The sequence below is a fragment of the Ralstonia sp. 25mfcol4.1 genome (assembly GCF_900104095.1).
In the GTDB taxonomy this organism is placed as follows: domain Bacteria; phylum Pseudomonadota; class Gammaproteobacteria; order Burkholderiales; family Burkholderiaceae; genus Cupriavidus.
Genome location: NZ_FNJO01000013.1, coordinates 46,482 through 67,712, shown reverse-complemented (window position 1 = coordinate 67,712; position 21,231 = coordinate 46,482). Strand labels below are relative to the sequence as shown.

19 protein-coding genes and 1 pseudogene are annotated in these 21,231 nt (G+C 62.7%); 6 read left to right on the top strand and 14 right to left on the bottom strand.

From position 1 onward, the window contains the following. Positions 1–443: 443 nt before the first annotated feature. The 4 genes from cqsA to BLQ58_RS21285 all read left to right on the top strand — a co-directional run bounded on the left by cqsA (position 444) and on the right by BLQ58_RS21285 (position 4,806). Complete coding sequence (cqsA, locus tag BLQ58_RS21300; RefSeq protein WP_092601852.1) at positions 444–1,721, top strand: alpha-hydroxyketone-type quorum-sensing autoinducer synthase; 1,278 nt, start codon at positions 444–446, stop codon at positions 1,719–1,721. Positions 1,722–1,745: 24 nt separating this feature from the next. Next, complete coding sequence (locus BLQ58_RS21295; protein ID WP_092601850.1) at positions 1,746–3,050, top strand: sensor histidine kinase; 1,305 nt, start codon at positions 1,746–1,748, stop codon at positions 3,048–3,050. Between the two features lie 173 nt (positions 3,051–3,223). Beyond that, a complete protein-coding gene (locus BLQ58_RS21290) occupies positions 3,224–3,529 on the top strand; it encodes a helix-turn-helix transcriptional regulator (protein WP_254776041.1) in 306 nt (101 codons plus the stop codon). Continuing rightward, the gene (locus BLQ58_RS21285) at positions 3,529–4,806 is read left to right on the top strand and encodes a type II toxin-antitoxin system HipA family toxin (RefSeq protein ID WP_092601848.1); all 1,278 of its coding nucleotides are present in this window, start codon (positions 3,529–3,531) and stop codon (positions 4,804–4,806) included. Before BLQ58_RS21290 ends, BLQ58_RS21285 begins: the two co-directional genes overlap by 1 nt. Before the next feature lie 268 nt (positions 4,807–5,074). On the opposite strand, the gene BLQ58_RS21280 is transcribed toward BLQ58_RS21285, so the two are convergent. After that, positions 5,075–5,989, bottom strand: a complete 915-nt coding sequence (locus BLQ58_RS21280) for a LysR family transcriptional regulator (protein WP_092601846.1) — start codon at positions 5,987–5,989, stop codon at positions 5,075–5,077. Positions 5,990–6,227: 238 nt separating this feature from the next. On the opposite strand from BLQ58_RS21280, the gene BLQ58_RS29335 reads away from it, so the two are divergent. Both BLQ58_RS29335 and BLQ58_RS21270 read left to right on the top strand, forming a co-directional pair. After that, positions 6,228–6,431, top strand: coding sequence for a hypothetical protein (locus BLQ58_RS29335; protein WP_217636049.1), 204 nt, complete (start codon positions 6,228–6,230; stop codon positions 6,429–6,431). Positions 6,432–6,468: 37 nt separating this feature from the next. Continuing rightward, positions 6,469–6,981, top strand: a complete 513-nt coding sequence (locus BLQ58_RS21270) for a nucleoside deaminase (RefSeq protein WP_092601842.1) — start codon at positions 6,469–6,471, stop codon at positions 6,979–6,981. A 54-nt stretch (positions 6,982–7,035) separates the two neighbouring features. On the opposite strand, the pseudogene BLQ58_RS29545 reads toward BLQ58_RS21270, so the two are convergent. From BLQ58_RS29545 to BLQ58_RS21205, 13 genes and pseudogenes are all read right to left on the bottom strand, one after another. Beyond that, positions 7,036–7,289, bottom strand: a pseudogene (locus BLQ58_RS29545) (site-specific integrase); the annotation flags it as partial. A gap of 191 nt (positions 7,290–7,480) precedes the next feature. Further along, complete coding sequence (locus tag BLQ58_RS21260; protein ID WP_092601840.1) at positions 7,481–8,770, bottom strand: aspartate aminotransferase family protein; 1,290 nt, start codon at positions 8,768–8,770, stop codon at positions 7,481–7,483. 14 nt (positions 8,771–8,784) lie between these two features. Next, positions 8,785–9,876: a phosphotransferase gene (locus BLQ58_RS21255; protein WP_092601838.1), complete on the bottom strand. Its 1,092-nt coding sequence runs from the start codon at positions 9,874–9,876 to the stop codon at positions 8,785–8,787. Continuing rightward, complete coding sequence (locus BLQ58_RS21250; protein ID WP_092601836.1) at positions 9,873–10,901, bottom strand: histone deacetylase family protein; 1,029 nt, start codon at positions 10,899–10,901, stop codon at positions 9,873–9,875. Before BLQ58_RS21250 ends, BLQ58_RS21255 begins: the two co-directional genes overlap by 4 nt. Then, positions 10,898–11,629 (bottom strand): GntR family transcriptional regulator, encoded by a 732-nt coding sequence (locus BLQ58_RS21245; protein WP_092601834.1) that lies wholly within the window; start codon positions 11,627–11,629, stop codon positions 10,898–10,900. The genes BLQ58_RS21250 and BLQ58_RS21245 overlap by 4 nt, the downstream gene beginning before the upstream one ends. After that, positions 11,622–12,545, bottom strand: a complete 924-nt coding sequence (locus BLQ58_RS21240; protein ID WP_092601832.1) for a DMT family transporter — start codon at positions 12,543–12,545, stop codon at positions 11,622–11,624. The genes BLQ58_RS21245 and BLQ58_RS21240 overlap by 8 nt, the downstream gene beginning before the upstream one ends. Further along, positions 12,542–13,942, bottom strand: a complete 1,401-nt coding sequence (locus BLQ58_RS21235; protein ID WP_092601830.1) for an aspartate aminotransferase family protein — start codon at positions 13,940–13,942, stop codon at positions 12,542–12,544. Before BLQ58_RS21235 ends, BLQ58_RS21240 begins: the two co-directional genes overlap by 4 nt. A gap of 13 nt (positions 13,943–13,955) precedes the next feature. Further along, positions 13,956–14,858 carry a 2-hydroxyacid dehydrogenase gene (locus tag BLQ58_RS21230; protein ID WP_254776040.1) on the bottom strand — a complete coding sequence of 301 codons (903 nt, stop codon included), beginning with the start codon at positions 14,856–14,858 and terminating at the stop codon, positions 13,956–13,958. Between the two features lie 68 nt (positions 14,859–14,926). Next, positions 14,927–16,690, bottom strand: coding sequence for an ABC transporter ATP-binding protein (locus BLQ58_RS21225; protein WP_092601825.1), 1,764 nt, complete (start codon positions 16,688–16,690; stop codon positions 14,927–14,929). A gap of 3 nt (positions 16,691–16,693) precedes the next feature. Then, positions 16,694–17,551, bottom strand: a complete 858-nt coding sequence (locus BLQ58_RS21220; RefSeq protein ID WP_092601823.1) for an ABC transporter permease — start codon at positions 17,549–17,551, stop codon at positions 16,694–16,696. Beyond that, positions 17,548–18,522, bottom strand: coding sequence for an ABC transporter permease (locus BLQ58_RS21215; protein ID WP_092601821.1), 975 nt, complete (start codon positions 18,520–18,522; stop codon positions 17,548–17,550). The genes BLQ58_RS21220 and BLQ58_RS21215 overlap by 4 nt, the downstream gene beginning before the upstream one ends. Before the next feature lie 36 nt (positions 18,523–18,558). Beyond that, the gene (locus tag BLQ58_RS21210; RefSeq protein ID WP_092601819.1) at positions 18,559–20,124 is read right to left on the bottom strand and encodes an ABC transporter substrate-binding protein; all 1,566 of its coding nucleotides are present in this window, start codon (positions 20,122–20,124) and stop codon (positions 18,559–18,561) included. Positions 20,125–20,257: 133 nt separating this feature from the next. Further along, on the bottom strand, positions 20,258–21,061 hold the full coding sequence (locus tag BLQ58_RS21205; protein WP_092601817.1) for a class II aldolase/adducin family protein: 804 nt from the start codon (positions 21,059–21,061) through the stop codon (positions 20,258–20,260). Between the last annotated feature and the right edge of the window lie 170 nt (positions 21,062–21,231).

The following is a 21,231-nucleotide window of genomic DNA, read 5'->3' as shown; positions in this document are numbered from 1 at the left end:
TCAGGATTCATACGCAATTCAGTTCCACGCGCATATCGGCCTCTTGGATGGCATCCGAGCCGACCGTTCGCGCGTTGAGAGGCCGCAGCCTTATCACTGCGTTCGCCATGCCCAAAATAATGCTGCGCGTGTTGCCAGGAAAAACAGCCTAGATTCCGCCATTCGTTCTGGGATCGTTGCGCACGCCGTTCCGTCGCGGCCGTCATCACCATTTCCTTAACACTGCGAATGGTGGCGTGTTGCCACAAGAAAGTCGCTGGCATGACTTTCTCATGCCAGAGGCGGTCGGTTTTGGGTATCCGGCAATAGCGCGGGCGTTCCTACCAGCGTCGAATAGATGACGCAAACTGTGATGCCTTTGCGGGCAGGCGTCCCGCTGCACGCCTCAAGTTTTCGAGTCATTCCCTTTTGATTTTGGCGCTCATTTCTTTGGAGGAACACCGATGTCGCCCGCCAATCTTCATTCCCAACCGACAAAATCTGTCAGTCGCTTTCAATCCGCGCCGTTACCGGCGTGGATCTCGGATCGGATGGCTACCCATTTCGTCGACAGAATGGAAAAACTCTGGGGCGGAAATCACCTGCTGCACGGACGTGTTCCGGGGCCAGATGCCTTGCACCTGAGCAGTAACGACTATCTATGCCTGTTGGGGGAATCGGCGCTAGTCCAGGCGCAGGCGAGGGCGCTACTCGACGAGGCGCCTGAATTGTTGATGTCTTCCGTGTTTCGGCATGGCGACACGCCGCAATACCAGGTTGAACGCAAGCTCGCCGCCCTTATGCAGGCAGAAGATGGCCTGATCGCCCAGTCAGGATGGGCGGCGAACGTCGGACTGGTGCAATGCATTGCAGGGCCGGGGGTGCCTGTTTACATCGACATGAACGGTCATGCGTCCCTATGGGAAGGCATCAGCGCGGCGGGGGCACAGGCCGTGCCAGTGCGCCACAACGACTTCGCTCACGCCGCGCGCCAGATCGAGCGTATTGGCCCAGGCGTCATTCTGGTGGATTCCGTCTATAGCACCACTGGCAGCGTGGCGCCATTGGAAGCGTACGTACAGATGGCGGAAGCGACAGGCAGCGTTTTGGTGGTTGATGAGTCACATTCGTTGGGTACGCATGGACCGGCGGGCGGTGGACTTGTCCCGGCGCTCGGGCTTTCCGAACGGGTCCATTTCCGGACCGCTTCGCTGGCCAAGGCGTTCGCCGGCCGCGCGGGGTTCGTAGCCTGTTCGACCCAGTTCAAGGATTTCTTCGCGGTGGAGGCCCGCCCGGCCATTTTCAGTTCCGGCCTGCTGCGCCATGAAATCGCCTGGTTCGATGCCGCGACAGATTTCATTGCGCGCGCAGATGATCGAAGGGAATGCCTGCATGCCATCACCCGGACCACGCGCGCAGCCATCGCCGAACTTGGCTACAACATCAGCGATGGGAGCGAGCAGATCATCGGATTGGAGGCTGGAACGGAACCCCAAGTCATGGTTCTGCGCAACGCGCTGCAGCGGCATGGCATCTTCGGGGCCGTATTTTGCTCGCCTGCTACCCCCAAGAATAGGGCATTGATGCGCCTTACGCTGCATGCGAAACTCACCCCCTCCGACACGGACCGGCTGATCGACGTTCTCGCGAAGATTCGGGACGAGGTCCGGCTGGCGGAGTGGTCATCGACGCGACGCGCGCAGCGCGGCCGTACCTGTTCACCAGGCAGCACAGCGCCATAATCTTGCAGGGGTCAGACGCTAGAGATGGAAGCCACGCAAGCGCAATCAAGGCACGAATCGTTGTGGATTCGGCTCGTCAAGGATGCCCGGCGTGCCGTATTTGAAACGGCCTCACGGACCACCTTGCTCGACGAGGAAAGCGTCGTGCGCCTGCGTCGCATTCAGATGGTGGGCGCGCTGGGGGTCATCGGCCATCCGCTTTACTACGTCATCTGGTCCTATGTCTTTCCCCAGGCTTACGAAAACCTGTGGCTGCGACTGATTTGCACGGCGCTATTCGTGCCGCTGTTATTCGCCTCTGCACTGTCGCACAAGCGATGGCTGCCGACCTATGCGCTATTTGCCATCACCGTCGGGATGCCCTTCGCTTTTATCTTCTTCTACCTTGAGAACCACGGCTCTCTGGTATGGGCGGAGTCGGTCATCATCGCAGTGGTGGTCCTATACCACTTTAGTTCGGCGTTTGCGACGATGGCCTTGCTCTCGGGAGCGGCCGGCGCATTCGCATTGTTTGTGGTCGCCGGTCACTCCATTGCAGGCATCCCCTGGCAACCTTTGCTTTTGCAGCTGCCGATCATTGCGTTCGTCATCGCCGTGCTCGTCGTGATCAAGCTGGATCGCCAACTGCTGGTCGAGGAAAAGCGACGGGGGATGGCCGTCGCCCTGGCAACGGTCGCGCATGAATTGCGCACGCCGCTCACGAGTTTGACGATGACCGCTGCGGGACTCAAGAGCCGGTTGCCGGCGGCACTGGATCCCCAGGCCGCGCATCGTGAGGGGCTTCTGCAGGCCATTGGCCGTTTGCAGGCCGATCTTGCGCATGTCAGCAGCAGCATCGATCTGCTGGTGGCGAACTCCAAGGACCCGAAGGCGGCCAGGCAGGAGGTGTTCGACCTGGTGCACGCCGTGCGCCAGAGTATTGACCGGTTTCCGTTCGAACCTACGCATCACGATATCGTCACGATCGATGCGTCTGCACCTCTGCACGTGCTGGGCAACGCTCAACTGTTCGAATTGGTCATTACCAATCTGACCAAGAATGCGCTCGAGGCGATCAAGCGGGCAGGCAAGGGCAGGATTCTGATCCGCTGTGAGATGCGAGGCAGCGACGTTTACGTCCTGTTCCGGGATACGGGGCCGGGGGTTCCTGCGCATGTCCTGGCCCGGATGTTCCAGCCATTCTTTTCCTATCCCGCGCATCGGGGAACGGGTATCGGACTGGCTTTTTGCAGGGACGTCTTGCGCAGTTGGGGGGCTTCCATTTCCTGCCATTCGGTCGAGCATGAGTTCACCGAATTCGCGCTTCAGTTCCCCAAACACAAGGCTTGACGCCGCCCCGCACCGCAACGCACCGCATCGGACCGCAGGGCAGGGCGCGGCACCACCCAGGCGATATCCTGAATCCTCCAGGTCCGCCGAGCGAACCTTCTTAGCGCCATACGAATCAGGATTAGTCGGCATTTTTTGTTGACATTATGGCGAATTACCCCTAGTGTAGGGACATGCCGCCACGTCGTCCTCCTAAACACACGCCCATCCTGGTGAAAGGCTGTCTTGAGCGCCTCGGCCAGCGCCTAATCATTGCGCGAAAGCTGCGGGAGATGACTCAGGAGCAGCTCGCATCACTTTCAGATGTGTCTCCGTCAACGCTGAGGTCTTTGGAAGACGGGAGCGACGGCGTTTCCATCGGCAACTTTCTCAAAGTGCTGCAGGGACTGCAGCTGCTTGAGCAAATGGAGGGGTTGCTCGATCCGCGGCTGGACCCGGAAGCCGTGAACTTTGCCGAACGACAAGTCGGCAGACGCTGATGCCGACCGTACCCGTGTGGGCCTGGCTCCCCGGCCACGACGCTCCCTCGCATATCGCCGAGCTCACTATTGAGCGCGCCGCCAGGTTCAACTATCGAAAAGAGTATCTGGATCACCCGGAGGCCATCCCTCTCGATCCGGTCCAGCTGCGTCTCGTGCGCAGCGTGCGTGGGATTGCCGTGTCTGCGGCAGACGGGCTCCCCGGGGTCATCAGGGACGCCAAGCCTGCTGGCTATGGAGCAGACAGGCTGAACGCTCACGCTGGAAAGGACCTTAGCCCACTTGAACTACTCGAACGCGGTGTCCCGGATGGTGTGGGGGCGCTGGAGGTCTGCGCGGACATCGAGCGCAAGCTGGCTTGGGTTCCAAAGGAATTAGACGATCTTAAACCGCTCGCAGAAGCGTTGGATCACATCGCGCCTGCAAGTCGGGCGCTACGGCGTCTGAACGAGGATCTCGATACGAGCGCCGGGGGCGAGCGACCAAAGGCGACGCTCGTGCACGCTGGCCGTCTGTGGCTAGCGAAGATGCAGGATCGTGGCGACCGGATCGCCATGCCTGCTCGCGAGTTCGTCACCATGACCTTGGCCAAGATGGCAGGCCTCGATGCCGCTCCCGTGGTACTGCACACGTTCAGTTCACATCAGGTTTTGCTCGTCGAGCGATTCGACCGTACCGGAGATCCTTATCGGCCGCAACGGCGCCTTTTCGCAAGTGCGCATACGGTGCTCAGACTGCCGCTGGACGCCGTCCGAGGCGATCCGCGTCGCTCGTATCTGAACTTTGGTGACGCGTTGCGAATCTGGTGCAAGGGGCGCGAGGACTTGAGCCTCCAGCTTTGCGAATTGTGGCGGCGTATGGCGTTCAACGCGTTGGTCGGCAATACCGACGATCATCCCCTCAACCACGGGCTGCTGCACGAAGGCAAGGGCCAGCGCGGCTGGCGCCTGGCTCCCGCATTTGATATCACGCCTGTCATCTCGGTCGGTCCGCAACCGCTTGCCGATGGGCCCATCCTTTCCATGGCCACTAGCGCGGACGGATCCGCTCGAACCGGGGTGAGGCAGTTGGTTGACGCCGCCAGCCATTTCGGCATGAATGCCGAGGCGGCCAGGGAGTGGGTTCAGGTGACAGCCAATTTGATCGCAGGCAGCTGGGAATCGATGCTAAGAGATGCAGCCCGGCCTGTCGCCCCGGACGTCGGCATGCTGGACCGCCTGATTGCAGACGCTCGGGTTGCTTTCTCGTTCAGTGAGTGGATTCACGACAATCTTTGACTGAAACCGCGAGGCAGGCGCCTTGCCCCGGGTAACAGCCGAGACTGAAATTACCGTGCCGCAGTTCGCGTAGTCATCCATGCTATTGTGATAAGAAGGCTTATCTTCATAGTCGTTCCTTTGACATAAACGAACCGGGGTCGGAGCCCCCCCAGGGCTCGCCGAAGGCAGCGGCGATGTCCGCAAACCCAATTCAGCCGCTCAGCTTTGGTGAACCAGATGACCGAAGCTGCGCCGTTGGCGGACACTTGCCCTTACTTTTTGGCGGCTATCGCGTTGTCCGTTGTCCGCCTCTTCCGACTTCGAAAACCATGTGCTGCTGCAGCCGATTGTGCAGCCATCGATCGGCGCGTCCGCGACTGGCCGATTTCCTCCAAAGAAGATCGACCCCGACAAGCCAGTCGGTGTGCGGGTAGGCACTCAATTGCAGTTCGACCAGTTCGCCTTTGTCCAGCTCGTTGCGTATCAATTGCCGGGGTAATGTCGCCCAGCCAAGACCGCTGCCGACCATCTCCATCAGGGCGAGATAGCTTTCCGCCAGCCACGTACGTGTAGCGCGAAGGTACTCGGTCGTTGGAAGCTTGTTGGCATGCGCGCTGAATGCAAGGCGCCGATAGGCATGCAGGTCGGCGAACGACACGCTGTCCAGCGACGCGAGCGGGTGCGATGGATGGGCGACATGCACCATGATCAGTTTGCCGAGCTGCAGGAAGTCCAGTTCAGGCGGGTAGTCTGGTTGCGCAAACGCGATGCCAAGTGCCGCCTCACCCTTGAGCACCAGGTCGCTGACGTCGCCATAGACCGGGTTGCGAATGGTCAGGTCGACGTATGGAAACTCCCGTTCGAAATCGATCAGCGCCGGCATGACCGTGTTGTACGGTATCTCGATCGCCAGCGTCAGTTCGCCTGGATTCGCGTCAGCCAGGCTGGCCGCATGCGCCTCCAGCGACCGGCACCGCTCCAGCACGGCGGTGGCTTCTGCAAGCAGCGTTCGTCCCGCTTCCGTGACGACGGGGATCTTGCTCGTCCGATCGAATAGCGATACGCCGAGGTCGATTTCGAGATTCCCGATGGCGCTGCTGATCGTCGACTGCGTTTTCCCCAGCCGTCGGGCGGCTGCGGAAAACGATCCGGCTTCCACGACCACGATAAACATCTGAATTTGTTCCAGGGAAAAGCGCATGTTCCATTTCCATCGAAAAAATCGATGGTTGCTCATTTGTTTTGGGGATAGCTTCGATGGATGATGCCGCAGCGATGCCCCTACAGGCAACAGACCGGGTGTCGCGTGATGCCGCGCCCTCTGTTGGTGCGTTGAAGGTGGTGATGCCGGCGGCCGCGATCTGGCTCGGTGGCGGAAACCCCGGTGCATCAGATTTCGGCATGTCGTCGCGGTGTCGATCAGCGTCGGAGTCCTGCCCATGTCATTTCCAGCGCTGTTCGAGCACGTCAGCGGAACGCTGAAGGTGGTGCTCGAGCGTGGCATATTCCTCGGAGGCATCACCGCGATCCTCCTCAACGTGCTGCTCAATGGAAAGGCACAGCAGGAGGACGAGCAGCGTGATGAAGCCACCGAGTTGTCCGTACTGGTTTCCGTGGCAGTCGATGCCAAGAAGCGCGCCTGAAGAAGAGTCCTATCGTCCTATTCCCCTGGGGAACTACATGACCACCTTGAACATTGAAGAAGCTTCCCAAGAAGTGTCAGCGCTCGATCTCGACCTGCTGCGCCGGTCTATTGCCGAGTCATATGCGTCCAGACAGCGCGGCCGCCATCCTTTCGCTGCGCTGGTTGCCGACGAGAACGGCAACATCATCGCGGCAGCAGGCAACAACTCGATGCCACCGGAAGGTGATCCGACCCAGCACGCCGAACTGGCCGCTGCTGCCGCAGCGGCACGCGTGCTGACGCCGGAACAACTCGCGCGCTGCACGCTGTACACGAGCGCGGAGCCGTGCTGCATGTGTGCGGGCGCGATCTACTGGACAGGAATCGGTCGCGTTGTCTACGCACTGTCGGAGCATTCCCTCCTTGGCCTCACCGGAGATCACCCCGAAAATCCGACGTTCTCGCTGCCCTGCCGGGAAGTGTTCAAACGCGGCCAACGCAAGGTGAAGGTGGCGGGTCCGATGCTGGAGGACGAAGCCGCCCGCCCGCACGCCGGCTTCTGGAAGTAATCGCTCATCTCCAACCGGCCGCCATGGTGCGGGCAGTTCGGGTGGAGCGAGACGTCAATGCGCTACTGGCACGGCCATACTCTTTCGCTGGGAAAGGACTTTTTCGAGTTGATCGGCGCGTTGCACTTCGTCGTCGTACAGATAACGGGTGGTCGTCGTAATGGACGCGTGTCGAAGATTGTCGCGTACGGTGGTCAGCGATGACCCCTGGACGAGCGCTGGGTCGCGTGCGTGTGGCGTAGCCAGTGGGGTGTCGCACGCCGGAGTTTGTCAGCCAATGAAGGATGCTCCGGCTCGATCTCATTGGCGCGAGCGTGCGGAAGCACCGCAGCATGGCCCGCAGTCGTGGTGTGGTAATCGGCGATCTACCTCTCGGATGGCGCGATGCGTTCGGAACGAGTTCGTGTACGTCCGACGCTCGTTTCAAGAAAGGCACCAGACAGAATCCCAACCTGGACTGAGCAGACTTCTAGATCTGACCACCACTGCCCCGTAGATATCAGGAGGTGGTCGAGGCCAACTCCAGCGCCCTACTCAGGGTATCGGTCAGCAGGTCAGCCTGCGCCTCGCTGAAGACCATCGGTGGACGGATCTTGAGAATGTTCACATGCGGGCCAGTGGCGTTTAGCAGAACGCCCTCGCGCCGCATGGTATTGACCACGCGTTGCGCAAACGCAGTGGCCGGGGTCTTTCGCGTATCGTCGACCAGTTCCACTCCCACGAACAGGCCGGCACCACGGACGTCGCCAATGCGCGCGTCGCGCTCGGCAAGTTGCCGCAGACGTGTGCGTAGGTGCTCCCCCACCTTGCGTACGTTGGCACCAAGCTGCTCGCGCTCGATGACGTCCAGGACAGCCATGCCTGCCGCCATGGATACCGGGTTGCCGCCGAACGTGTTGAAGTAGCGGCATTGACGTGCAAAGGGTGCCAGCACGTCGGGGCGTACCGCAAGCCCGGCCAGTGGATGACCGTTACCCAGGGGCTTGCCCATGGTCACGATGTCAGGCACCAAACTATGTCGCTGGAATCCCCAGAATGCGTCGCCGGTACGGCCCAGACCGGGCTGCACTTCGTCAGCAATGAACAGGCCGCCTGCCGCACGCACGGCATCCACGGCATCGCGCAGAAACCCGGGCGGGTCGGTGTAGATGCCGTCGCTGGAGAATACAGTGTCAACCAGCAAAGCCGCAGGGCGCATGTCATTCGCGCGCAAATCGTCGATCGCGGCGCGCACCCCGGCTGCAAACGTCGCACCGATTTGCTCGGGCGGCACGTGATAGCTATCGGGGGCGGGTACCGTTCTCACATGCCGGCCGAGCGTGATGTACTGCCCCAGCGACGGCGATGCCACGGCGATTGATTCAGTGACGCCATGATAGGCAAAGCCCGTGACGATGAGTCCGTCGTTCCCCGTGCATGCACGCGCGATACGCATGGCCAGGTCATTGGCCTCGCTGCCGGTGCAGGTGAACATGGCATGCCCTAGATCAGGGGGCATCGTCGCCAGCAGGCGCTCGGCGTAGTCCAGCACGGCCTCGTGCAGGTACCGCGTATGCGTATTGAGGACGGCAGCCTGGCGCGAAATGGCATCCACGACATGCGGATGGCAATGGCCCACGGCAGCCACGTTATTGTAGGCGTCGAGATAGCGGCGGCCGTCGGCGTCATGCAGCCACGCCCCATCGCCGCGCACGATGTGCAGTGGTTCTTCGTAGAAGAGCCGATAGGCCGGCCCGAGCAATCGAGCTCGACGTGCCTGCAGGGTCTCGTTGCGGGAATCGTTGGACATGCCCGGGTCCTCGGTCAGGCGCGCACTCGCGCAAAAAGCGCCGCAATGGCGCGTTGACGGTCGATTGCATCGCAGGCGGCCAGCCGTGCCCACGAGATGGCGTTGTTGCGCAGCAGGTAATCGGCGTTGGCCGGTTCGCGCGCCGCGCGCCAGCCGCTGATGGCCACCACCATCAACAGGCGCGCCTGTACCAGGTCGAACAGCAGTTCCACTTCCTGCGGCTCCAGTGGCAACACCGCGTGATAGGCGGCCACAAAGCGCGACAGCGCATCGAGCGTGTCGCCATCGGCATCAACCTGATAGGCCGCAGCCACCGCGAGGTCGTTGACCAGTGGCGCATGCACCATGTCGCCAAAATCGAGAATTCCCGCGATGCGATCGTGATCGTGCGGGTCCACCAGCAGGTTGAAGATGTTGAAGTCGTTGTGGACGGGCTGTGTGCGCAAGGCATGCAGCCGGGGCTTCACATGCCTGACGAAGCGGTCCAGTGCCCGTTGCGCCAGCGCGTGCCGCGCGGGATCGGCGATGCTGTCAAGCAGCGGAGCGACACTGTCGGCACGCTGGATGTCCCACGGCAACTCCAATGCGCCGGCCGGATGACGGAAATCGCGTAGCGCCAGATCCAGCCGTGCCAGCGTGGTTGCCAACGCCGTGGCCTGCGCCGTGGACCGTCGCGCCTTCGGTAGCGGCTCGCCTTCCAGATAGCTGAACAGACGCGTCACTCGCATGCTGCCATCGGGCGCCTGGGCCAGCACCGAGGCCTCGCCCCTGGTTGTCGGCAGGACGCGCTGCACTGGCAGGGTGTGGTCGCTGCGTTCGATATGCAGTAGCGCCCGCGTCTGAAAGTCCGCCACGAGCGGGGTTTCGGCCGGGTGGGAGATCTTTAGCATGTAGCGCGGCTGCGCCGCATCGCCGGCCGGCGTCAGCAGGAAGTTGCGGTCGCGCTCGCCTGTCAGTGCGCGCAATTCGCCCGACATGCCCCAATGACGCGCCAGCAACGCATGCGCCCATTCCAGCGGCGCAGCGGGCGAGGTGGCGTTCAGCACTGCCGATGCCGGGGCCTTTGCATGCCCACACTCGGCGGGTGCAATGATGACCGCACTCATGCCGCGCTCACGAAGCCGCGCAGGGCGCTGGACAGGTTTGGCCCGAGATCCTCTGACAGATAGCCGCCTTCCTGCACGAGTACGGTGGGAAGCCCGAGCCGGGCAATCTCGGCGGTGATGCGTGCAAAGCCGGGCGTAGTGACCGCCAGGGCCTGATACGGGTCACGTTCATGCGCATCCAGCCCGAGCGCGACGACGAGCGCCCCGGGCGCGTAGGAGCGCAATGTCTCCATCACGCGCGCGAGCGCAGCGAGGTAGGCATCATCGCCCGTGCCTTTGGCCAGTGGCACGTTGATGTTGTAGCCAAGCCCTTCGCCATCGCCGCGCTCGTGCGCGTGGCCGGTGAAGAACGGCGTAAACAGATGCGGATCGCCGTGCAGAGAAATCGTCAGCACATCGCTGCGACGGTAGAAAATGCCTTGGGTGCCGTTGCCATGGTGCATGTCGATATCGAGGATCGCCACGCGGTCATGCACACGCCGCAAGTGCTGGGCCGCAATGGCGCTGTTGTTCAGGTAACAGAAGCCATTGGCGCGATCCGCGTAGGCATGGTGCCCAGGCGGGCGGCACAGCGCATACGCGGCGCGTTCGCCGCCCAGCACCAGTTCGGCAGCATGCACTGCCGAGTTTGCGGCGCCCATCGCCGCCCGCCAGGTGTGGGGGCCAATCGAGCAAGCCGCGTCGCCCATGTGATAGCCGGCCTGGCCCACCACGCTCTCGGGATAGGTGCATGGCTGGCCTGGGAAGGGGTGAATGTTGGGCAGCACCTCCTCGGAGGCATCGGGCAGCAATTGCCAGCGATCGTAGACAGTCTCCAGGAAGCGCAGGTATTCGGGCGTGTGGATGGCCGCACGGGGGCCGGGGCCATGGTCATCGGGCGCAATGACGTCGTACCCGTCCGCGCGCACGGCGGCAAGCAACCGTTCGGCGCGTTCGGGCTGCTCGTTACTGCGCTTCATGCGGCCGCGTACGATAAATGCGCGCGGGTCGTGATCGATGTGCTCGTGGCTGTAGACGACTTTCACAGGACAGACTCCATGGTGGGCGCCTGGTCGGCACCATGCTTGGTCATGAAAACATTGCGAACGTGCTTCCAGCCGTCCTCGATATGAAATCGCAGGGCGGAGGTGGTGGCATCGACATCCCGGGTGCGCAGCGCCATGGCAATTGGCCGGTGTGTTTCGGCCACTGCCCGGGGGTCGTGATAGACGCTGTCAATCACTGCCACGACCATGCGGATTTCCGTCAGCATCTGGGAGAACACACGATGCAGGTATGCGTTGCCGGAAAGCTCGCAGATGGCCGTATGAAACGCGAGATCGCGCGCCACCCGCTCGATCTGAGGCAGCGATTCGGCATCGCGAACCATGTCGTCGACCATCGCGATCAGCTGGTCGAGGCCCGCGTCCGAGGCTTGCGCGCACGCTAGCGATGCTGCCATCAGTTCCATGTTCAACCGCACCTGGAACAGATCATCGATTTCCCGGACCGTTACGGTGCGCACGGCAAAGCCGTGGCGCGGCTTGGCCACCAGCACGCCCTGACGCTCCAAGCGTCGTGCGGCTTCACGCACTGGCGCGCGGCTTACGTTCATCCGCCGCGCGATGTCGGCCTCGACGATGCGGCTGCCTGGAGGCAGGCGGCCTTCGATAATCGCTTGCGTCAGCTGCGCCTCGACGGCCGCAACCAGGTCGATGGCTTCGATCGACGCAAACGGAGAACTGGAAGACATGGCGTTGGAAAGGCTAGACATGAGATTTCCTCGAAAGGGATGTCGGCTGGCTGCACAGGGCCAGGTAGCCGCCGGAGAGCATGATCATGCCGATGCCGGCCAGGGCGATAACGTCGGGCGGCCTGTGGAACACAAAAGTGCTGATCAGCACTGCCAGCAGCAGCTGGAAATAGTTGAGTGGCGCCAGGGTGGATGCGGTGACACGCCGGAATGCCGCCAGCAGCAGCAATTGGGCCACTCCGCTGCAAGCGCCGCCCGCGAATATCAGCAGGAGCGTGGGCCACGGCGGCAACGTTTGCGGCAGCATCAGCAACGCGGGAATGCCCGTAAGCATCAGACACACGAGTGCCGTCCAGCCGTACATCACGGCGCCTGAGACCTTGCCTGCCAGTTGACGCGTCAGCAACTGGAACAAGGCGTAGCAGACCGCCGAGATCACCATCAGCACGGTGCCCACCAGCGGCAGATTGCCGCCGGGCCGCACAATCAGCAGCATCCCGGCAAAGCCAGCCAGCACCGCGCACCACTGCGTGCGCCCCACGGTCTCGCCGAGCAGCGCTGGTGACAATGCCACCATCATCAGCGGCGCCGTGAAATAGATCGCGGTGGCTTCGGCCAGCGGCATGGTCACCAGCGCCGCCATAAAGCACGTTGCCACAATGCCGAGCGCCAGGCCGCGAACCAGGAGTCGCCCCTTGCATGGCGTGCGCCATATGCGAAGCTTGCCGGCCTGCAGCAGCCACAGCATGGCGATGGTGCTGACGCTGATATAGCGCGTCAGGTTCATCAGCGGCGCGGGCAGGTCCTGCAGCATCCATTTGCAGAACGCGTCGTAGCATGCAAAGCACACCAGCGCGCAAAAAAATAGCGCCACGCCCTGCCGGCGGGCGTTGACGGCTTGCGTGTGTGCGATGGCGGAAGCCGGCAAATGGCTCATGCATCCATCTCTCGCGTAAAGTCGGCCATGGCGCGGTCGAATCGCTCGAACAGATCATCGACCTGGGACTGCGTGATGATCAGGGGCGGGCAGAACGCCAGCGTGTCGCCCATCGCACGCACGATGAGGCCGTGCTGTTGTGCGAGCTGCGCCAAACGCGGCCCCGCCTTGAGGGCCGGGTCGAACGACTGGCGCTGGGCCGGGTCGCGCGCCAGTTCCACGGCACCTAGCAGCCCCACGCCACGCGCTTCGCCCACGTAGCGATGGCCGGAAAACGTGCGCAGGCGTTGCTGGAAATGCGGCGCGATGGCTTGCACGTGTGCCAGTATCTGGTCGTCCTCATACACGCGCAGCGTTTCCAATGCCACGGCTGCGGTGACCGGATGACCGGAATAGGTGAAGCCATGGCCGAAGGTCCCGATCTTGCCGCTATTGGCAGCAATCGCCGCGTGGATCGTCTCCGACACCATCACGGCTGAGATGGGCAGATACCCCGACGAAAGCGCCTTCGCCGTAGTCAGGATGTCAGGCTGCATGCCGAATTTCGTTGAGCCGAACATCTCGCCCGTTCGGCAGAAGCCACAGATCACTTCGTCGGCGATCAGCAGCACATCGTGCCGTCGAAGTACCGCCTGAATCTCCTCGAAATAGCCTTCGGGCGGAACGATGACGCCACCAGCGCCCATGACCGGTTCCGCGATGAACGCCGCGACGGTGTCTGGTCCTTCGGACTCGATCTGGGCGTCAAGCTCGCGCGCGAGGCGGCGCGAGTAGTCGCGCTCGCTTTCACCGGGCTGCGCGCCGCGATAGTGGTGCGGGCAGGCCGTGCGCAGGATGCGGTCGATCGGCAGATCGAAGTCCCGATGGTTGCTGGGCAGGCCGCTCAGGCTCGCGGCGGCAACCGTCACACCGTGGTAGGCATTGGCGCGGGCGATGATCTTTTTCTTGCGCGGCTGGCCGATGGCATTGTGGTAATACCAGACCAGCTTCACGGCGGTGTCGTTGGCTTCGGAGCCGGAGTTCGCGAAGAACACCTTCGACATTGGCACCGGTGCCAGCGACAGCAGCTTCTCTGCCAGGCGAATGACGTTGGGATTCGAGCGGTGATTGAACGTGTGGTAGTACGGCAGCTCGCGCAGCGCGGCCACACCCGCTTCGATGACGCGCGTGTGGCTGAAGCCGAGCGATGCGCACCACAGGCCCGACATGGCCTCGAGATAGCGGCGGCCCTGGTCGTCCTCGACGTGGATGCCGTCGCCACGCGTGATAACCAGCGGACCCACTTCAGGATGCGCAGCGAGGTTTGTGAACGGATGCAAATGCGCGGCGATATCCTCGCTGGCCAGGTCGGCGGGCGGCTTGCTGGTTTCGATGTGCGGAGGCAGGGCGGCGTTCATGGTGGGGCAGGGCTCAATATCCAAGGTTGAGATTCACGGCGGCGGCGGGACGTGCGCCGCGCTCCAGGGCGTCAAGGTTGTCACGCGTTTGCCGCGCAATCGCGATGGCTTCGGTACGCGCCGCGATATGCGGCGTGACGGTAATGCGGGGATGACGCCAGAAAGGATGCTCGGATGGCAACGGCTCCTGGGAGAACGCGTCGAGCGTGGCGGAACTGAGCGTGCCGTCTCCCAGCGCGTGCAGCAGATCGGCTTCAACCAGATGGCTGCCGCGCCCGACGTTGACGAGGTGAGCGCCATTGGGCAAGCGTCGAAACAGTTCGGCGTTCAGGAAGCCTTGCGTCTGGGGCGTAAGGGGCAGCAGGCACACGAGCGTGTCGCACCCTTGCAGGAAGCTGTCCAGCTCTTCGGGGCCGTGGAATGATTCAATGCCCTCAGGCAGATCCGCCTTGGCGGAGCGGCTCCACCCGCGTACGCGATAGCCAATGGCGCGCAAGGCCTGGGCGCAAGCCACGCCTAGCGTACCGAGCCCGGCAATGCCAACGCCATGACGGCCGGGTGGCACAATGGGTTGTTCTTGCCACTGCGCGCCGGCCGCGCTTTCCAGATAGTGGCCCATGCATCGCTGTCTGTGGATGACCGCCCACGTCACGTAGGCGGTCATGGTGCCAGCCATGTCGGTGTCCACGATCCGGCAAAGCGCCGGCGTCTGTGGCAGATGCGGGTCCGTGTGCAAATGATCGATGCCGGCGCCCACTGACTGCACAAGTTTGAGATGGGGCATGCTGGCCAGCACATTTGGTGGGGGATACCAGCACACGGCAGCGTCCACGTCGGCCAGCGCGCCAAGGTCGGTACCGAAGCGCAGGTCCACGTCAGGCATGACCTGACGGAAGGCCGGCGCCAGGTAAGACATGTCCAGCACACTGCTCAAGAGTGCTACGCACCGGCGCTTCTTCGATGCGGTCCCGAGGTGCCGGGCGCTCATGCGTAGCCTCCTGCACGGGCCGCCATCGCTGGCGCGGGCGGTGCGTACGCTTCGGAGCCAGCCTCCCACGCGCTGCCGTGACAATGGACCGCATGGGACGCGTCTGGTGCGGCTTGCACAGGATGCGCTTCGCGCGACAGTTTTGGAATTGCGTCAATCAGCTTGCGTGTATAGGCGTTCTGCGGATCCCCGAGCACGCGTGCCGTATCGCCATATTCCACCACTTCGCCACGTTGCATGACGGCGATCTGGTCGCACATCTGCGCGGCCACGCGTAGGTCGTGTGTGATGAAGACCATTGCCAGTTTGAACTCCTCGCGCACCTTGGCGAACAGTTCAAGCACCTGCGCCTGCACAGAGACGTCCAGGGCGGAGACAGGTTCGTCCGCCACCAGCAACGCGGGTTGCATGGCCAGCGCACGGGCGATGCCGATGCGTTGGCGCTGGCCACCTGAGAATTCATGCGGATAACGATCAGCCGCCTCCGGTCCCAACCCAACCAGTGCAAGTAGCGAAAGCGTTCGCGCCATGGCCTCGGCCCGTGGCACGCCCTGGGCAATGGGCCCGGAAGCAATGGCTGCGCCGATGCGGTGCCGCGGATTCAGCGATGCATACGGATCCTGGAACACCATCTGGATCTTGCCGCCGGAGCGTTGCACCAGGCTGCCGCCTTGCGGCAGGTTGCGGCCGTTGAACACGATACGCCCGCTGTCGAAAGAGGCGAGGCCGGTGATGCATCGGCCCAGTGTTGATTTTCCCGAACCCGATTCGCCAACCAGTCCCAGCGTCTGGCCGCGCATCAATTCGAGATTGATGTTGCGCGCGGCCGGTACTTCGCGGCCGCGCCGGAACAGACTACCGCCGGTGCGATAGGTCTTGCACAGGTCTTGTACATGGAGGATGCGGTGGTATTCAGCGTTTGCGGCATCGGGCTGCGGTTGACGAATCTTGCCGCCCGGGATGGCCGCTAGCAGCTTGCGCGTGTAGGGGTGCTGCGGCGCGCCGAGCACGCTGGCGGCCGGCCCGGCTTCCACCACTTGGCCGGTCTGCATCACCACCACCTGATCGGCGATCTCTGAGACGACGCCGAAGTCGTGCGTGATAAACAGCACGGCCATGCCGCACTTGCGCTGCAGGTCGCGAATCAGCGTCAGAATCTGCGCCTGCGTTGTGACGTCCAGCGCCGTAGTGGGTTCGTCGGCAATCAACAGCCTGGGCTGCAGAATCATTGCGCAGGCGATCATCACACGTTGTCGCTGTCCGCCTGAAAGGCGGAACGGAAAGCTGTCGTAGATGAGATCCGGGTCGGGCAGGCCCACGTCGGCCAGCGCTGCCACGATGCGCTGCCGCTTTTCCGCCGCACCGAGGTTCAGGTGCGCGTCGAACACTTCGGCCAGTTGCTCGCCGATGCGCATGACCGGATTGAGCGCCGTCATCGGCTCCTGAAAGATCATGGCGATCTGCTGGCCGCGCAGGCGACGCAGTTCCGGCTCGCCCAGCGTAAGCAGGTTCTGCCCATCGAGCAGAATGTCTCCAGCCACGGGCTCGACGTGCGGGCGCGGCAGCAGCCCCATCACGGCATTGGCGATCATCGACTTGCCCGAGCCGGATTCGCCGACCACGCACAGCGTCTGGCCAGCATGCAGCGTCAGCGAGGCTTCGGTGACTGCCAGGGCGCGGTCACCGCCCGCCGGCAGCCGGATGCTGAGTCCGCGGATATCCAGTACCGGTGCGGTATCTTGCTTGGCGTTTTCAGTCATGGTTCACCGTCCCTTTCCGCGCAGGCGCGTGTTGAGCGCATCGTTAAGTCCTTCGCCGACCATGTTCAGCGCCAGGACCGTCAGCAGGATGGCCACGCCGGGAAACACGGCCATCCACCACGCCTGGCGCAGCACCGTGCGAGCGGACCCCACCATGTAGCCCCAGCTCATGTGATTCGGGTCGCCCAGCCCAAGGAAGCTCAGGCTCGATTCCAGCAGGATGGCCGTAGCCACCATCAGCGAGGCCATGACGACGATAGGCGACATGGCGTTCGGCAGGATCTGCGTCACGATAATCCGCAGGGTCGACTGTCCCGCCAGCTGCGCCGCTGCCACGAAATCGCGCTGGCGGAGGGTAAGGAACTCGCTGCGCACCAGCCGGGCGACCGGCGGCCAGGACACGATCGCAATCGCCACGACGATCGACAGGATCGACGGCTCGAAGATCGCCACCAGTACCAGCGCCAGGGCGAAGCTGGGCACCGACTGGAAGATTTCCGTAAAGCGCATCAATGCCGCATCGATCCAGCCGCCGAAGTATCCGGACACCGCGCCGAGCGTCACGCCAATCAGCAGCGAGACGAGCGTGGATACCAGGCCGATCAGCAGCGATACGCGCGCACCGTGAATCACGCCCGCCAGGATGTCGCGTCCCATGGTGTCCGTGCCCAGCGCGAAGCCAGGTTCCTGCATCGGATGCAGGAACGGTTGCTGCACCATGTCCCATGGGTCGTTGCCAGCCATCAGGGGTCCGAAGAGCGCCAATACCGCCACCGCGGCCATGACCGCCAGGCCTAGCAGTGCAGCCTTGTTGTGGCAGAAGCGCCGCCAGAAGGATTGGTTGGTTTTCATGGTTGTCATTGCATCTCGATACGCGGATCGACCAGTGTGTAGACGAAGTCCGTGATCAGGTTGAACACCACGGCCATGGCGGCGGTGACCAGGAAGCAGCCGAGCAGCAGGTTGTAATCGCGTTGCAGCAGGGCGTCGAACATCAGGCGGCCAATGCCTGGCCAGGCAAACACCGTTTCGGTGAGCACCGCACCACCGATCATCCCGCCGGCCTGGATGCCGGCCAGCGTGACCACGGGCAGCAGGGCATTGCGAAGAATATGCGCGCGCTGGATGCGGCCCGGACGCAGCCCCTTGGCGCGGGCGGTCTTCACGAAATCCATCTGCGCCACCTCCAGCATCGATGCGCGTGTCATGCGTGCGTAGACCGCCATGTAGAACAGCGCCAGCGTCAAAGACGGCAGGATCAGGTGCTGCGCGATATCGGCTACGCGCGCCAGGCCGTGCAGGTCCGCGCCCACGGTGAAATAGCCAAAAGCGGGCAGCCATTCGAGCTGCACAGAGAACAGCAGCACTGCCATCATCGCCAGCCAGTACAACGGGGTGGCATAGAACAGCAATGCGAACGTGGTGATGGCGTTGTCCGTCAGGCCGCCGGCGCGCCGGCTGGCCCACGCACCCAGCGCCACGCCGAACAGCACCGACAGTACGAAGGCCGTTCCTGTCAGCAGCAGCGTGGCTGGCAACCGCTGGACGATGAGGTCCAACACCGGCTGCTGCTGGCGGTACGAGAACCCGAGGTCGAGCTTGGCGACGTGCGACAGATAGTTGCCGAGCTGCACAGGCAACGGGTCATCGAGACCGAATTGCGCGCGCAGTTGGGCGACGAATTGCGGATCGGAGGCGCCCGCCTCGCCCGCCATTACCGAGACCGGATCGCCAGGGGCGGCACGGATGAGCAGGAAGTTGACGGTGGCAATGACCAGGATGGCGAAGACACCCTGGACAAGCCGGCTGAACATACGCTGGGTACGACTCATGACGGAACTCCAAACGAGGTACGGGTGTGCGCGCCGTCAAGCCATCCATGCTCGACCAAGGCTGTCGTTGAGGCCGATGCCTGAGCTGATCGGGTTGTTCAGCCGCGTGCGGAACAGCGTCGGGAAGTTCAGCTCGTGCATCCACACCACCGGCATTTCGTCGAGCAGGATCTTCTGCACGGCCTTGTAGATCTCGGCGCGCTTGGCTGGATCGAGCTCGCGCGAACCCGCTGCGAACAATTCGTCCACCTTCGGATTGCGATAGCCTTCGACGTTGTTGAACGGCGAGCCCTGGGCGATGTTGTCGGACGTATAGTTGCGCGCGACGCCAAGCGCCGGATCGCCATACTGGTAGACGTACGTGAACGCTAGGTCGTAGTCCCATTTGTTCAGCCGTTCGATCCAGCCGGCGACGTCAGTTGGCGTCATCTCGATCTTGATGCCGGCCTGCTGCAGGTTCTGCCGCACGATTTCCGCCGAACGCGTCCACGTCTCGCCGTAGGGTAGGGGCAGCAGGCGCAGCGTTTCGCCCTTATAGCCGGATTCGGCCAGTAGCTGTTTGGCCTTGGCGAGATCGCGCGGATACTTGGCGACATCGGTGCTGTAGAACTTGATGTGGCTGTTGAAGGGCCCGGTGGCGGTCTTTGCATAGCCTTGCCACGCGACCTTGGCAATGGCATCGCGGTCGATCGCGAACGCCATCGCCTGGCGGAATTTCACGTTGCCCATCACGCCCTTGCGGTGGTTAACCCACAACCAGGAATGCGGAGCGAAGAATTCCCAGCCTTTGGTCGAGGTCTGCACGCCCGGCAGTTTGGCGAGCCGCGGCACATCGAAATACTCGACCGTGCCGCCTGGCACCAGGTCGACCTTGCCCGATTCAAAGGCGGCGGCCCGCGCTGCGGCATCGGGAATCACGTGGAAATAAACCGCGTCAACCAGTGGTACGTCCGGCTCGTGGTACTGATCGTTGCGCACGAGTTGGATGTACGAACCGCGCACCCATTCCTTGAACTTGAGCGGACCCGTGCCGATGGGCCGGGCATTGGCGGGGTTGGTCAGGAAGTCCGTACCTTCGTAGATGTGCTTGGGCACCATCGGCATTGACCCCACTTCGAAGATATTGAGGAACGGGCCAAATGGATACTTGAGCTTGAATTCCGCCGTATACGGATCCACCGCGCGGATTGATTCCACGGCAGCCAGGTTCGCGCGCAGGCGGGCGTGGGTCTTGCGGAGGAAGACATCGGCGGAGAACACCACGTCGGCGGATGTGAACGGTTTGCCGTCATGCCATGTCACGTTGCGCTTGAGCTTGAACGTGTAGAGCGTGCCGTCCGGGCTTATGGTCCAGGACGTGGCCAGCGAGGGGAGGGGCTCGATCTTTTCGGAATAGCGCAGCAGGCCTTCGTAGATGTTGCCCGAGACCAGTTGCGTTGGGGCGTTCTGCGTGATGCCTATCATCAGGCCCGACGGCTCCGGCTGCACCAGCGCGTTAATCACGCCGCCTTTCTTGCCCTGTGCGAGCACGTGGAATGGCACACCGGCCAGCGACAAGCCACCTGCGGCGGCACCCAACTTCATCAGTTCGCGACGGTTCATGACAAATCTCTCCTGGGGGCAGAATTTCTGTGATGCGAAGTGGCAGGGCGAACGCGTCCCGCACGGCGCGACGGGCGCGGTGTTTTACTTGATCGATGAATTCGGGCGCCGCGCGACATGCGGCGCGGTGCGCCTAGGCGCGGTACGACGCTTCCGTCTGCGGCGACAGGCGCTGCACCAGGGCGCGCCATTCCCGTGCGTACGGATCGGGGGCGCCGGGCAGGCGATTGGTGTCGCCACTTTCGTACTGGCGAGCCGTGCGTTCGCAGACCTCGGCAGGCACCACAGAGGTGGGCTGGCCAGTTGATTGGATGGCGACCTGCACGCGGCAGGCGCGTTCCAGGTTGTGCATCAGGATGAAGGCTTCGGCCACGCTACGGCCCAGCGTTAGCAGGCCGTGATTGCGCAGGATCAGCGCGCGCTTGTGTGGGCCCAGATCGGCAACAAGCCGCTCGCGTTCCTCTAGGTCGAGCGCGATGCCCTCGAAGTCGTGATAGGCCACGCGATCGTGAAATTGCAGGGCCCACTGGTTGGCGGGTTGCAACCCACACGCCAGCGACGACACCGCAACGCCTGCCACGGTATGCGTATGCAGGACGCAGGCCGCGTCGTGTCGTGCCGCGTGCACGGCGCTGTGGATGGTGAAACCGGCGGGATTGACGTCGCAGCCCGGCGGGGCACTGATGATGTTGCCGTCAAGGTCAATGCAGACCAGCGAAGACGCGGTGATATCACGGAACAGCGTGCCGAACGGATTGATGAGGAACCGGTCGTGCGCACCAGGGACCCGCGCCGAAATGTGGGTGTAGATGCTGTCGTCCATGCCGTACAACGCGACCAACCGATACGCTGCGGCCAGGTCTTCACGGACTTGCCGCTCAGCGGAAGACACGGAATGGAGCGGAATAGCGGAGACAGTGTTGCCCATGGGTTTCATGATCCTTGCTGGTTGGAAGGCACGACGCTAGGGACATCTTGCTTACTGTCGGCTGTCGACAGTTGACATAGCAAAGTTATATGCAAGGAGCAGGCCACTGGCAGGGCATGGGCAGTTTCACAGTTGGGATTTAACGGTAAGCCATTGATTATGTTGGCGAATTATTTTTT